At 36.3% G+C, this 14,647-nt stretch carries 11 protein-coding genes; 3 read left to right on the forward strand and 8 right to left on the reverse strand.

Annotated features, from left to right (window positions below):
- Window positions 1-64 precede the first annotated feature (64 nt).
- The gene (locus tag D9780_RS11495) at window positions 65-667 is read right to left on the reverse strand and encodes a pyroglutamyl-peptidase I (RefSeq protein WP_371413654.1); all 603 of its coding nucleotides are present in this window, start codon (window positions 665-667) and stop codon (window positions 65-67) included.
- A gap of 246 nt (window positions 668-913) precedes the next feature.
- Here D9780_RS11495 and D9780_RS11500 point away from each other — a divergent pair, with 246 nt between their 5' ends.
- Window positions 914-2,563 (forward strand): SLC13 family permease, encoded by a 1,650-nt coding sequence (locus D9780_RS11500; RefSeq protein WP_073007681.1) that lies wholly within the window; start codon window positions 914-916, stop codon window positions 2,561-2,563.
- Between the two features lie 198 nt (window positions 2,564-2,761).
- Here D9780_RS11500 and D9780_RS11505 read toward each other — a convergent pair whose 3' ends face one another.
- The 7 genes from D9780_RS11505 to D9780_RS11530 form a co-directional block, all read right to left on the reverse strand.
- Window positions 2,762-3,937, reverse strand: coding sequence for an anhydro-N-acetylmuramic acid kinase (locus D9780_RS11505; protein ID WP_205601077.1), 1,176 nt, complete (start codon window positions 3,935-3,937; stop codon window positions 2,762-2,764).
- A 175-nt stretch (window positions 3,938-4,112) separates the two neighbouring features.
- On the reverse strand, window positions 4,113-4,277 hold the full coding sequence (locus D9780_RS21115; protein WP_162985849.1) for a hypothetical protein: 165 nt from the start codon (window positions 4,275-4,277) through the stop codon (window positions 4,113-4,115).
- 70 nt (window positions 4,278-4,347) lie between these two features.
- Window positions 4,348-5,616 (reverse strand): MFS transporter, encoded by a 1,269-nt coding sequence (locus D9780_RS11510; protein WP_121640169.1) that lies wholly within the window; start codon window positions 5,614-5,616, stop codon window positions 4,348-4,350.
- Entirely contained in the window at window positions 5,600-6,796 is a 1,197-nt protein-coding gene (locus tag D9780_RS11515) for a CynX/NimT family MFS transporter (protein WP_121641479.1), read from the reverse strand. The genes D9780_RS11510 and D9780_RS11515 overlap by 17 nt, the downstream gene beginning before the upstream one ends.
- Window positions 6,797-7,035: 239 nt before the next feature.
- Window positions 7,036-7,140 (reverse strand): putative holin-like toxin, encoded by a 105-nt coding sequence (locus D9780_RS11520; RefSeq protein WP_073007685.1) that lies wholly within the window; start codon window positions 7,138-7,140, stop codon window positions 7,036-7,038.
- 525 nt (window positions 7,141-7,665) lie between these two features.
- A complete protein-coding gene (locus D9780_RS11525) occupies window positions 7,666-9,624 on the reverse strand; it encodes a lipoteichoic acid synthase (protein WP_121640170.1) in 1,959 nt (652 codons plus the stop codon).
- 324 nt (window positions 9,625-9,948) lie between these two features.
- On the reverse strand, window positions 9,949-11,643 hold the full coding sequence (locus D9780_RS11530; RefSeq protein ID WP_162985850.1) for a methyl-accepting chemotaxis protein: 1,695 nt from the start codon (window positions 11,641-11,643) through the stop codon (window positions 9,949-9,951).
- A 588-nt stretch (window positions 11,644-12,231) separates the two neighbouring features.
- On the opposite strand from D9780_RS11530, the gene D9780_RS11535 reads away from it, so the two are divergent.
- Complete coding sequence (locus D9780_RS11535; protein WP_162985851.1) at window positions 12,232-13,095, forward strand: methyl-accepting chemotaxis protein; 864 nt, start codon at window positions 12,232-12,234, stop codon at window positions 13,093-13,095.
- 18 nt (window positions 13,096-13,113) lie between these two features.
- Window positions 13,114-14,571 (forward strand): aldehyde dehydrogenase family protein, encoded by a 1,458-nt coding sequence (locus D9780_RS11540; RefSeq protein ID WP_121640173.1) that lies wholly within the window; start codon window positions 13,114-13,116, stop codon window positions 14,569-14,571.
- The last annotated feature ends 76 nt before the right edge of the window (window positions 14,572-14,647 follow it).

Raw genomic sequence — 14,647 nt, forward strand, 5'->3', positions numbered from 1 at the left:
ATTTATTAACATAGTTGCAATGCTTCTAGTAAATGTTCAAATTGGGGTTTTTAGCACCTTCTATTCAAGATAAAGTAGAAATGATTGTTTTTACAGCACGCGTTAAATCGGACTGCGACCAGCTAGGAAGTTGTTTTTTCAAAGCGAGCGCATGAGATGCTGGAAGATGGATAAAACCAATTGGAGTGGATAGAGCTTGCTTCTGCGCAAAATGTAATGCATGATACATAACGTTGTTGCATACGTATGTACCGGCAGTATTTGATATATGTGCAGGTAGCTGTTCGTCATGTAATGCATCAATTATTTTATTTAAAGGTAAGGTAGAAAAATAACCATCTGCACCACCAGTTACTATTTTCTCTCCGTGCGGTTGGTATCCTCGATTGTCTTTTAAACCGTCATTACAGTTTATCGCAATCCGCTCAGGTGTAATAGCACTTCTTCCTGTAGCCAATCCCAAAGCAATAACAGCTTGTGGCTCTACTTCTTCCATATGTGTAATCAATTGTTTTCCTGCCGTCATAAAATCAACCGGCAATTTTCTAGCAACAATTTTATAACTATCTATTACTCCTCCATCTAGTTCTTCCACTATTTTTTCTGTAGGGTTGATTGGATTATCTAAAAATGCTGCAAAACCAGTTAACAACAATTTTTTCATCATTTATAACTCCTTTTCCTATTTCTCCAACATTACAACAAAGAATGCCTTATCATGAACATCATAACATACATTGAAAGTTAAACTCACTCCTATCTATGCAATGAACGAGTTGCTTGCGGAAAAGTAAAATAATTACCAAATGAAGCGAAAAATTTCTATTGACAATGAAAACGAAATCATCTTATCTTGCTCAAACTATGATAGTTAAATATAATGTTATACATGGGAGAAAAAGGGGGAATATGTATGATTTCGTCAACTTGGAATTGGATGTGGGAGAAACATGACGAATTAAAATCTTTTTTTACATTTTTTGTTCAAGCTAATTCCTCTAGATTATCAACTGGTAGATCCATAGACCCTTCCGATAGTCTAGTAGGAAACAATAATGAGCCGGGAAAAAATCGTAACTATAAGCCTGGGCAGCTTTTTGGTTTAATTGCTGGACCATTATTATTTACCATCACTTTATTATTTTTTTCACCTGAAGGCTTATCTCAACAGGGATTAGCCATTTTAGCTAGTACGATTTGGGTTGCAATTTGGTGGATGACCGAAGCAATCCCCATTCCAGCAACTTCTTTATTACCAATCATTTTATTTCCTTTAACAGGTGGCTTAGATATTGGTACTACTACATCTTCCTATGGAAGCGATACCATATTTTTGTTTATGGGTGGTTTTATGATAGCGCTAGCAATGGAAAAATGGAATCTACATAGGAGAATTGCACTATCCATTATTTCTGTAATTGGTACGAACACGAACCGTATTATTCTAGGATTCATGGTTGCAACTGGTTTTTTATCCATGTGGATTTCTAACACCGCTACAGCAATGATGATGGTTCCCATTGGTCTAGCTATTATTTACCAAATTTCGGACGCCTTAAAGGACGATCCTTCCATCGACACTTCTAAAGAGAACTTTGCTTTTGGAAAGGCTCTCATGCTGAGTATTGCATATTCAGCATCTGTTGGAGGTATTGCTACACTAATAGGAACACCTCCTAACGCAGCATTAGCAGGCGTCATTAATAAAATGTATGGAATAGAACTATCCTTTGCAAAGTGGATGTTATTTGGCGTGCCAATCGCATGGGTATTTATTTTTATCATTTGGTTTTACCTAATTAAAATAGCTTACCCATTAAAACTAAAACAGCTTCCTGGTGGCAAAGCAGTGATTCATCAAGAAAAGCAAAAGCTTGGTAAACCTTCGGCTGAGGAAAAGGCTGTTTTCACTGTATTTATTCTAGCAGCTTTGGCTTGGATAACTCGTTCATTTTTACTTGTTCAAATTAATCCTAATATAAATGATGCGATTATCGCAATGAGCGCAGCTATCCTCTTGTTTTTGCTACCTTCCAAAAATTATAAAGACACATTTCTATTAGATTGGAATACAGCTGTGAAGCTACCATGGGGGATCTTGTTATTGTTTGGGGGAGGTTTAGCAGTAGCAGCAGGATTTACGCAGTCTGGCCTTTCTGAATGGATCGGAAATCAATTAACTGCATTGCAAGGTATTCATATTTTCATTGTATTGCTAGTTGTTGCAGGACTAGTTATATTCTTAACAGAGATTACTTCCAATACCGCAACAGCAAATATGATGTACCCTATCATGGCGGCGCTTGCTTTAGCTCTAGGAGTCCATCCATTTGCAGTTATGATTGCTGCTGGTGTAGCTTCATCTTGTGCTTTTATGTTACCGGTTGCTACCCCACCAAATGCGGTCGTTTTTGGTTCAGGTTACTTACGCATTCCAGATATGGTTAAAGCTGGCGTGGCGTTAAATATAATAGGCTCTATTTTAGTCACGGTAGCCATTTATTTCTTACTGCCGATGCTTTGGGGAATAAACATTACAGAAGTACCTGATTTTGTGAAATAAACAGAAACAGACAGTGACGTTTGTTGTTATTCATAAACATGTGGGAACGAATAGATTCCCACATGTTTATTTTCATACTATTGGAAAGCAATAAAAAAGATTGAACAATAAGCGTAGCTTTTTTACGTAGTAGTAAATGGCAGATTACTTATCATCTTTAACCTTTTTTTCCTTTATGTTTCTCATTCGCATGGTGGACTACCACGATATTTTTCCCATAACTACTGGTTTCTTTGCACCAGTTGCCGCAGGAAGATTATTCGTTCTTTGTTTATAGCATTGATATCCTAGTAAAGCGAAAGAGATCGCCTCTTTGGCATCTGCAGGCATGCCAATTTCATCCGTTCCGCAAACAATGACATCCTTAGACAAATATTTAGAAATTAACGTTAATAGCGTTTTATTATATCTGCCCCCACCACTAATAAACACTTCTTTTAAGCTAGCAGATGCGATATATTTATTAATCTCTAAAGCAATAGTTTTTGCAGTTAAAGCTGTTACCGTAGCTACTTTATCATCATTATCAATTTGAAGACGCTCAGCTTCAAGCCATAGCTGGTTAGAGTACGCTTCTCCGAATAATTCTCTTCCCGTACTTTTAGGTGCTGTTAGATGAAAGTAAGGGTGATCTAAAAGCTGCGATAACCAGGTTTCATTGACTGTTCCTTTAGCTGCTATAGCACCATTCTCATCATAATTTTGTACACCGTTTGTAGCTAAACTTGTAAAAGCGTCCATTATCATATTTCCAGGCCCGGTATCATAAGCTAGTACATCCGCTTCTTTACATCCTTTTGGAAGTATGGTTACATTGGAAATCCCTCCAATATTAACTAGGGCTCTTCCGTATTCTTCTTTCCGATACAACTTATAATCCGTGTATGGTACTAATGGAGCTCCTTGTCCACCAGCTGCCATATCTCTCGTTCTAAAATCTCCAATTGTTGTAATACCGGTAAGTTCTGCAATCATACCGATATCCCCAATTTGTAGCGTTGAAACAACTTTATTTCCTTCTACTTCCTTTGGTTCTGGCTGATGATATATCGTTTGACCATGTGAACTAATTAACAAAATTTGTTCCGATGACAACCTAGCATCTTCCATCACTTGTTTCGAAGCATCTGCAAATAACTTCCCAAGATACATATTCATGCTTGATATTTCTTCAATACGTACTGTTTCCGGGTTGCACATGTTTGAAATTCTTTCTTTCATTTCTTTTGAATAGGAAAAGCTAGCAAAATGAAGTAGTTCAAAATCTAATGCATGGTCTTCATTTATTTTGACGATCGCTGCATCAATACCATCTAAAGAAGTACCAGACATTAAACCAATAACAATATTGCTTGACGTCCCTGATTCTAACATTTCCATTATCCTTTCGTGTTCATAAAATGAATTTATATAAGCGTTTTCAGCTCGCTCCATGTTAACTATATCATAATTAGGCGTCTTTTAAAATTACATTTCGTTAATTTTAATTATTTTCGTAACTGTATTTCAAAATCGAACCTATATGCATTTGCGTAAATATAACTCACACTTATTTTTTTCGTCGTAAACTCTTCGGTAAATGAAAAATGATGAAAGCTAAACCTATCCCTAGGCTAATGTAAGGTAGAATAAGTGTTGGATCTTCATAAATGAAGTAAGCCCCTACACCGGTAAAAATCCAACCAATTAATTCATAAAGCAAATGTTTTAACATATAAACTATTTTTCCTCCTTCCATAATAAAGCAAAGTTCTTTATAACACATAAGAGTTACCTACGTAAGTTTATTTATTCATGTAAGCAGAATTAGAAGTGCTCTGACGACTGCCATGTGGAATAGAGCGAATGATAAGTAAATAAATCATTGGTAGTAGTCCAAGTAACACAGCTAGTCCTTTCCAATGGAAATTCTCCCATATCGGCGCTAAAGCGGAACTACCTAAGGTAACACCTATGTAATAGGAAACTAAATATAAGCTAGAAGCACTCCCTTTATGGTGTGTAACTGTTTCACTGACAGAAGAAGCTGTTAATGAATGTGCTGTAAAAAAGCCAAGACAAGTAATGCAAAGCCCAACCACAATAATAGGTAATGCGTTATGTAGTGTAAACAATATACCAATGCCTAAGGTAATCATACCACCTATGCGAACTTTTTCTAAACCTATGAAACTGGAAAGCCACCCGGCTAAAGGTGAACCAATGACTCCAAGCCCATAAGCCAGAAAAAAATAAGAAATAGTATGCAATGATAATAAAAACGGCTCTCCTTGTAGATAAAAAGGCAAGTAGGTCCAAACCCCTGTGAACGACATTTGCAAAACAATTCCTAATCCAAAAACGAGCAATAATTGGGGATCTTTGAGATGAAATAGAAATCCCTCTATATCCTTACTAAATGGTAGTCGGCTAGGTTGAAAATGTTTGGAATGTGGAAGCAAGAAATGAGTTAGTATTAAAATAAGCCCTCCAAATGCTGCTAGTCCATAAAAGGCAACCTGCCAAGACATAACATCTGACACTACCCCCGTTATTACTCTTCCAGCCATCCCTCCTAGTGCATTACTAGATATATATAATGCTGTTGCAAAAGCGGCACTTTTAGGTTCAATCTCCTCATGTAAATAAGCAAGTGCTGCAGCTGGTAAACCAGCAAGAGCAAAGCCTTGTATAAACCGAAGTATAATAAATATGATAAAGCTATCCGTTAGCGGCATAATGAAAAACGGAAAAATAGCTCCTAATAATGATATTTTAATAAACTGCGTTCTTCCCATTCGATCTGATAAAAAACCCAAGATGATTAAACCTGCAATTAAACCAATAATAGTAAATGACATAGATAAACTAGAGACGGAAACACTAATTTGAAATTCATCAACAAAGACTGGCAATAGGGGTTGAATTGCGTACATACTAGCAAAAATAAAAAAAGATGCTAACGCTAAACTAGCATTAATCCTCCAAAAATAACTATCTTTCACACTATATGGTTTTTTTTCAATCGTTTTATTTGAATTTTCTTCTTTTGTTACATTATTTTTCAAAAACATACTTGTCTCTCCCTGCACCAAAACCAAATGTTACAACAATTACAGAAACAATAATTAACACGACTAATGGTACGTCCCAGTTCTTGGTTTTATCAAAAATAAATCCTATTAAAAACGGTCCAAAAGCGGCAAGAATATAACCAAGGGTCTGTGCCATTCCTGATAAATAGGCAGCTTGTTTTGCAGTTTTCGCTCGCATACCTAGGAATGTCAATGCCAAGGCAAATGTACCGCTTAACGAAAAGCCAATTAAAATAACACTGATCACCATAATGGAAAATGTTCCTCCGAATAATAAACCAGCATATCCACTAACAGAAAATAATCCTAATGCTAGTACAAGCCCTTGTTGAGAACGAAATTTCTCAGCGATTACTGGCACAAGAAAACTTGCAGGCAATCCAATAAATTGCATAAAAGATAATAGCCAACCTGCTGTTGAAGCACTAACCTCATTTGCCTGCAAAATCTCTGGCATCCATGATATCGTGACATAAAATAAAAAAGATTGAAACCCCATAAACCCCGCAACTTGCCAAGCTAGTGATGAAAGCCATATTCGTTCATTCCCACTGCTATTCCCATGATAAGAAACATGACGCTTCATTTTTTCACGTTTTGTTAGGTAAAACCATACGACCGTCCCAATCAATGCCGGAATGGCCCAAATCCATAATGCCATCTGCCATCCAAGTCCAAGTCCTTCCGCTATAGGAACACTTACTCCAGAAGCTAATGCTGCAAAAATTCCCATAGCTGTAGAATAAAGGCTTGTCATCCATGCTACTTTCGTTGGGAATTTTTCTTTTATTATACTCGGTAAAAGAACATTACAAACCGCAATTCCTAAGCCAATGCATAATGTTCCTGCAAAAACAAATAAAACCACCGAAACGCTGCGTAAACTAATACCAAGAAATAAAGTAAGTAGCCCCATGAACATAACCATCTCATTGGAATATCGATAGCTGAACTTCGCTACAAGCGGTGACATAACCGCAAATGCTAATAATGGCAGACTCGTAAGTAACCCTGCACTCCAATTAGCTAATTCTAGTTGGTCACGTATCATACCGATAAGCGGCCCAACAGAAGTAATTGCTGGTCGTAAGTTAAAAGCAGCGACAATAATGCCTGCTATTAATACATATTGATACAAAACGGATTTCTTTTCTTTCATTTGTTCCACTGTCGCTACTCTCCTTTTTAAAAATCTCTTCTCTAATCATAGCACAAAAAATAAGGTTAGCCCCTGAAACAAAACAAACTCTTTAGCATTTTCCGTATAACTTTGCTATAATAACACATATACTAAAAAGACCACAGTGCTAGCTGTGGTCTATGGATAAGCGGTTCTCAAAAGAGGATCGGCTTTATAGGATAGGCCTCTGCGAACGACGTTTTTTAAGAGCATGAGGTCTATTTTTTATTCATGATGCGTACCACTAACGTCAACAGTGTCACCAGAAAGGTGCCAAATGCGAAAATCACTACAAAAACTTCATATACATTCACCTGGCTCACCCCCTTTCATTTAGGGTTTGCCGCCGACTCCATAAGAACGTTATCTGTATTTAGTATGCCATACATATAGAATTCCATACACAAAAATAGAACAAACGTTCCTTTAGACCTATATGCAACCACAAGCCACTTACTAAAGCTTGTATACTTCATTATATGTTCTTTCCGTGCCACGATGTAATGCATTTGGAATGTATATTAACTAAATAGTTATTTAATACGAAATGCATATTTTTCAACGGTTTAAAAAGCTTACTTGTTAAATTATAGCAACTGCTATCATTTTTTACACTTTCCTATAGGGCATGAGCATGATGAACAAAGGCTCGGGGCGCCCAGTTAGCAACGTAGCGACTGTCGGAACGAATTAACGAAAGTTTTAGGAATCATGCTCCTGCAACAGGAGTATGTCGGCGTCCTCCGGCATTTAGTTCCACGAAATTACAAGCAACGTACTCTATAATGAAATAACCAATCGGAGCACACTATAAGGCTGGCTACGATTGGTTATTTTCTTTATTCCTCTTATTCTTCTTTATTTTCACTTTCATCTACAATACTTTCTGGACCACCATAGAAATAATCACTTGTATCAACGGCTTCCCACTTTTCATTCGGTGTGTAAAAACGAAGCAGATCGCCATATAGCACTTCATCGGAGAGTTCAAGTTCTTTCATAACTTTCTCATGCATTTCTTTCATTTCATCTGTAGGCTCTTCAATGACTTCTTTTGTTTCACTATCATAATATTCTCCGTCTACATAGCTGTACTCTGGGGACATGAAGTTTCCATTACGGAAAGGAACAACCTCATGATGCTCTTCAGAGAACATATCCGTACCGAACTGAATATAGTCTTTCGCATCAATACCAAGAATATGAAGCATGGTCGGCATGACATCAATTTGACCAGCATATGTTTCTACTGTTCCTTCGCTCTCTACACCAGGAATTCTGATCATAAACGGAACACGTTGTAAGTCTGCGTTTTTCATTGGTGTAATTTCTTCATCCGTTATTTCTTTCATTGCACGATTATGGTTATCAGAAATACCATAGTGATCACCATAAATCATAATAATCGAATCTTCATAGAGTCCTTTTTCTTTCAAATCATTGAAGAATTGTTCCAATGATTCATCTAAATAGCGAGCTGTTTGGAAATATCGATCTACTGATCCATCGCCCGTTTCAGCAGGTTCAATCGTAGCATCTTCCTCATCAATTAAATATGGGTGATGGTGCGTCAACGTCATCATATGCGCGTAAAATGGTTGATCCATATCTTCTAAATACGGCATGGATTGTTCAAAGAAAGGTTTATCCTTCAATCCATAGTTGATTACATTTTCTTCACTCATATCATAAAAATCTTCATGGTAAAATTCATTAATTCCCAGGTGTTTATATACTTCATCCCGATTCCAAAACGACTTTCCATCACCATGAAAAATAGAACTTGTATAATTCTGCTCTTGTTCGAGAATTGCCGGTAATGCTTGATACGTATTATTACCTTTTGTAACAAAAGCTGAACCTTGTGGTAAACCATACAACGACGTATCCAGCATTAATTCAGCATCCGCTGTTTTCCCTTGCTCTGTTTGATGGAAGAAGTTATTAAAGTACGTAAAACCTTTCTCTTGATCATGAACTAAGGAGTTAAGAAATGGTGTTACTTCTTCTCCATGGAGTTCGTAATCAATTAAAAATGATTGAAATGATTCTAAGTGAATTTTAATAATATTTTTTCCTTTACCTTTACCGAAGTACTTTTCATTTGGAGCTGCATACTTGGATTTCGTGTAATTTTCTACTTTCGTAATGTCATTACTATCAGCTAAAACACGCCTTGTTGACGTCTTTGCACTTTGAATAGCATCATAAACTGTAAAATTGAATGCCCCCAAATATTTTACTAGATAGTTTCTATCAAATGTACGTTCTAGCAATTGTGGTCTGTCTGCTTCCGCTAGACCAAGATTAATACTAAAAGCTAATACCCCAGCTGCAATTACTAAAAATGGTTTACGGAATTGCATCCGTTGCACAGACCAATTCTTCCTCACAAAAACAAATAACCCGACTAATAAAATAATGTCAATCGTATACAGTAAATCACTCCACTGTGCTAGGTCAGCAATGCTTCCACCTATACTCCCGAAATTATCTGTTTGAAGCATCGTTGGTATTGTTATAAAATCACTATTGAAACGATAAAACACGACATTCGCATATAAAATAAATGTAAGTATCGCATCAATAATGATAATCCAAATTCCAGCTCTTCTACCTTTTGCAAATAACGCTAGTCCTAGAAAAATCAAGGCAGAACTTAGCGGGTTGAAGAATAATAGAAATTCTTGCATTACTCCACTTACCCCTAAGCTGAATTCAAATTTATATATCAAATACGTTTTCACCCAAAAAAGCACTAGTGCTACCGCGAAGAATCCTAATTTACTGGATATAAATTTCTTCACTCTCTTCACCTCAAATTGTTAAATTCATAATTTGTTCTTTTAAATCCATTTAAATTTAATATTAATTTTTCTTAATACGATTGTTAATTATAACGTATTAAATCCTCACGGTCAATTTTTTTATAAGAGTAATAGTTGACTAGTTTTACCAAATTTTGTCGAAAATAATAACTAGATAGAAAAACTCGGTTGACCGCCCTTAAGATGTAGCGATCAACCGAGTTTTTCTAACTGGATAACTTTAGCTGGTGCTTAAAAATCATTAGCACCCAAAAAACTGAATAACTATACGCAAATATCCGCTGTTTTCCATATTAAGCTTCATTATATAGTAAATCGTTGCATTAAAGTTTTTAGATTGTCAGCGAGTTTGGAAAGACGATCAGCGTTGGCAGATACTTCTTGCATGGAACTACTAGCTTGCTGAGCAGTCGCAGATGTCTGCTCAATACCAGCAGCAGCTTCTTCTGATATCGCGGCAATTTCTCCTACAGAACCATTCATCTCTTTACTATTTTCAGAAACCCGATCAAAATGTTGTTTAACTTGAGAGATGGCATTTGCCATTTCATTAACAGAATGATAAATAGATTCAAATGTATCCTTTGTTTCTTTCATTTGTTCCGAACCATTCGTTACCTCTTTATAACCATCTTGAAGCGATGTAGTTACTTGATTGGACTCCGTTTGAATATCTTTAACTACTTTTGTAATATCATTTAGTGACAAAGATACCTGTTCTGCCAGTTTCCGTACCTCATCGGCAACGACCGCAAATCCTTTCCCATGCTCTCCAGCCCTCGCTGCTTCAATAGCTGCATTTAGCGCTAATAAATTCGTTTGTTCAGCGACTTCACCTATCACAGTTACTAATTTTGAAATTTCCTTCGTTTTTATATCTAAACCGCGTACGCTCTCTACAGCATTCTTTACAATATGATCTATCTTCACCATTTGGTCGTTTGTCGTCCCCATAATATCATGTCCAGATTTTGTTTTTACTAAAACACCAGCAGAGGTTTGCTCTATTTCTGTACTGTTCTGACTTACTTCTTGAATGACATTATTTAAATCGTTCATCATACTTGCTAAATTAGCTGCATGATTTGCCTGATTTTCCGCCCCAGAAGCAAGCTCTTCCATCGTCGCAGCCACCTGCTCTGTTCCTTGTTGCATTTCATCAGAAGCTTGGTTCAGAGCTTTCGATTTATCATCAACCACACTAGACACGTTTTTAATGGAAATTAACAATTCTTTTAATTGCTCATTCATCTCATTCGTTGTTACCATTAGCTCAGCAATTTCATCTTTCCCTTTTATATCTAGCGGTTCATTAATCAGTTCTCCGTTAGCTATCTTCGTCATTCTTTCTTTTACACGCTTTAATGGTTTTGCTATGGAATGGGCAGTTAGAAAAGCAATAACTCCTCCTAATATTACGACGGATACTGTAACGATTACCCCAAAGCTTAGCGTGAATTCTCCAGCTTGAATAACGTTCTCACCTTTGTTTGTAATATTATTTTCACTCTTTTTTGCTAACTCTTTAAAACCATCAATTAATTGATTTCCAATTGGTTGAATTTCATTCGCCATAATCACCTTGGCTTTAGCACTATTCCCCTCATCCATTTCTTGGAAAAACTTATCGGTAAGTTCTCCCCATTCTATTTTCTTATCCATTAAAAACCGAACTTCTTCCGAATTATTGTGTTTTAAAACATAGTTCTCCAATTCCATCGTTTCATCAATTGTATTTTGGAAGCTTTGTTTATATCGTTCATCATTATATAATAAGTATCCTCGCAAATAGCCGGTTCGTTCAGCCATATTAATTGCCAATTGTTCTTCAGTAACTAATAATTGCATATCTTGTTTGATCATTTCTTCTGTATCCTGATTACTTCCGCTAATGCTTATTACATTTGTGACTCCTAATAAAATAACTAGAATGATGATAATCGAAAAAGCAAAAAAAAGTTTCATCCGGATGCTTTTAAATGTAAATAACTTACGCATGTTCATTTCCCCTTTGTATAAAATCTAGCTATTCCACAATCGGAAAATATAAAATTATAAGGTTGTTAGTATAGCAAAACGACAACATATCCTTGCTAAAGATTTGGCGATAATCCAAGCTTTTATCATAAATAAGTAAATTTTATATAAACATTTAGATCCATATATATTTTTCCCTTCTCCAACGCGGAGGTATAATTATTTAAAACATTGATATAGCTAAGAAGTGAATAACATTAAGTTCCAGCAATGGACTTATTTTTTTATCGGTATAAAGGTACAAACTATGAAGCTTTTTTATAAAATCTTCTTATTTAATGCGAGGCAAAAACTACCTTACTCCTTTTATATTTCTTTCGTTTATAATCAAGGAAAAAAATGGAGCTATTTATAATTATTGCTATACTTCCGATATAAATAATGAACGTCTTTCTCCTGTGAATGAAAATAACACATTCTTCGCTGTTACTTTATTTAACAAATCCTTATAATGACTTTCTCGTAGAAGAGGAGAAAGAGGTATTAAAAACATATTGAATTAAAAAACAAATCAATATACTTTACAACCTGATTAGGAGTGTGGATAAAATGAAGGAAACAACAGTTGAGCAAATAAATACGCATCCTTTGCTGCAGTCATTTGTTACTGTTGCTCCATTTTTACAAGATTTAATTAACGATGATATTACAATAGGTATTTATGACACAGAGAAGTTAATTATTAATTTTCCAGCTAACACCTTCTCTTTAAATGTACAACCTGGCGATCCGTTAGTAGAAGGGGATATAGTGACAAATGCCATTCGGCAAAATAAAAACCAATCAGCTATCGTTCCTGCTTCGTTATTTGGTGTGAACTTAATTGCTCGTGCTGTACCACTTCATGATGAGACTGGAAACCTTATTGGGGGTGTTGGGGTCGGGCTTAGCGTAGAAAGAGCAAATCAGCTATCTGAAATTTCTTCCAATTTGTCAACGGTTTTTGAAGATGTAACCAATACCATACAAGATATGGCAGAGTCCATTTCCGGTTTAGCAAATAACATGTCCGTCGTTTCAGAAAAAGCTACAGAAGTTACCAAACAAGTAGATACAATTGAAGACGTCTCCAATGTGGTGAAAGGAATAGCGGACCAAAGCAATTTATTAGGGTTAAATGCAGCCATTGAATCTGCCAGAGCTGGTGAACATGGGAAAGGATTTTCAGTTGTAGCAAACGAAATTAGAAAAATGGCGACAAACTCCAAAGAGCATGTGTCTGAAATCCAAACAATAACAAATACGATTAAAGAAGTCATTGCTAATTTGAATAAGCATATTCAAGATACGAATGTAGAATCAGATAGCCAATCAGCGGCTATTGAAGAATTATCTGCAACTGCGCAAGAAATAAATAGTAATATTCAAATGCTAGCCCAACTTGCCAAAGAAAATATGCAACTGAAAAATTAATTTATCGGAGGGGTAACTATGTCATTTAAAAAATTGCCAAGTCAATATATTAACGGCGTGTGGAAAGAGGGGGCTTCTCCCCTTATTATGGAAAACAAAAACCCTTATAATGGCGACCTTCTCGCCACATATCGTGCAGGCAGTAAAAAAGATTTGGATGATGCTTATCAAGCTGCAAATGCGGCACAGAAACAATGGGAAAAAACCAACCCTGTCGCTAAGCGCGAGGTGTTTGAAAACGCAGTTCAATATATAAACGATAACTATGAATCCATTGTTAAAATAATCATAGAAGAGATTGGTGGTACAAGGTTAAAAGCAGAATTTGAAATAGGTCTTGTAACCAACATTATAAAAGAAGCTACCACATTTCCTTTTCGAATGGATGGGAAAATTTTAACCTCCCCTATTGATGATAAGGAAAATAGAGTTTACCGTGTTCCTGTAGGTGTTGTTGGCGTAATCAGCCCTTTCAATTTTCCATTTTTCTTATCCATGAAATCGGTCGCAACAGCATTGGCAACTGGTAATGGAGTTGTGCTAAAACCCCATGAACATACACCAATTACTGGTGGAACAATGATTGCATCTATTTTTGAACATGCCGGATTACCAAAAGGTCTACTCAATGTAATCACAACAGAAATTTCGGAAATCGGGGATGACTTTGTTGCACACCCTATCCCTCGATCTATTTCTTTTACCGGTTCTACAAAGGTTGGGAAACATATCGGTGCCATTGCAGGAAAACATTTAAAGGATGCACACTTAGAATTAGGAGGAAATAGTGCACTTATAGTATTAGAAGACGCGGACATTGATTTAGCAGTAAGTGCTGCTGTATTTAGCCGTTTTACGCATCAAGGGCAAATTTGCATGTCTGCGAATCGCTTAATTATACATGAAGCAGTTTATAAAGAATTTATTGAAAAATATGTAGCGAAAGTAGCTACATTACCGTGCGGAGATCCCAAAGATCCAAACACCATTATTGGGCCGTTAATTAATCAACAGCAAGTAGAAACAACGAAAGCTTTCATTACGAAAGCAATAGAAGAAGGAGCCAAACCCATTCTTAAAGGAAAAATAGAAGGAAATGTAATAGAACCTGTGATCTTCACAGATGTGACTCCTACTATGTCTATAGCAAAAGAAGAAGTATTTGCCCCTGTCGTGTCGATTTTACAAGCATCGAACGACGAAGAAGCCATTTCTATTGCAAATGATACCTTATATGGTCTAAGTGGAGCTATTCATACAAGAGACGTTGAGCGTGGTGCAGAGCTTGCAAAGCAATTAGATACAGGGATGATCCACATTAATGACGGGACCATTAACGACGAGCCTCATGTCGCATTTGGGGGAATGAAAAATTCAGGTTTAGGACGTTTAAATGGGGAATGGAGCTTAGATGCCTTTACTACTTTTAAATGGATTAGCGTTCAGCACAAGGCTAGAAACTATCCATATAGTTAAAACTCGCACGTTGAACAATCTATAGTATAAAAAACTGCACCCAATTGGGTACAGTTTTTTTTATATTTTTAAGCCG

Source organism: Virgibacillus sp. Bac330, from assembly GCF_003667845.1.
Lineage (GTDB): Bacteria > Bacillota > Bacilli > Bacillales > Amphibacillaceae > Virgibacillus > Virgibacillus chiguensis.

What these genes read in the sequence shown, in the direction of transcription:
- D9780_RS11495 (WP_371413654.1), bottom strand. Translation starts at nt 667, where the DNA reads ATGATGAAAAAATTGTTGTTAACTGGTTTTGCAGCATTTTTAGATAAT.
- D9780_RS11500 (WP_073007681.1), top strand. Translation starts at nt 914, where the DNA reads ATGATTTCGTCAACTTGGAATTGGATGTGGGAGAAACATGACGAATTA.
- D9780_RS11505 (WP_205601077.1), bottom strand. Translation starts at nt 3,937, where the DNA reads ATGTTAGAATCAGGGACGTCAAGCAATATTGTTATTGGTTTAATGTCT.
- D9780_RS21115 (WP_162985849.1), bottom strand. Translation starts at nt 4,277, where the DNA reads ATGTTAAAACATTTGCTTTATGAATTAATTGGTTGGATTTTTACCGGT.
- D9780_RS11510 (WP_121640169.1), bottom strand. Translation starts at nt 5,616, where the DNA reads ATGTTTTTGAAAAATAATGTAACAAAAGAAGAAAATTCAAATAAAACG.
- D9780_RS11515 (WP_121641479.1), bottom strand. Translation starts at nt 6,796, where the DNA reads ATGAAAGAAAAGAAATCCGTTTTGTATCAATATGTATTAATAGCAGGC.
- D9780_RS11530 (WP_162985850.1), bottom strand. Translation starts at nt 11,643, where the DNA reads ATGCGTAAGTTATTTACATTTAAAAGCATCCGGATGAAACTTTTTTTT.
- D9780_RS11535 (WP_162985851.1), top strand. Translation starts at nt 12,232, where the DNA reads ATGAAGGAAACAACAGTTGAGCAAATAAATACGCATCCTTTGCTGCAG.
- D9780_RS11540 (WP_121640173.1), top strand. Translation starts at nt 13,114, where the DNA reads ATGTCATTTAAAAAATTGCCAAGTCAATATATTAACGGCGTGTGGAAA.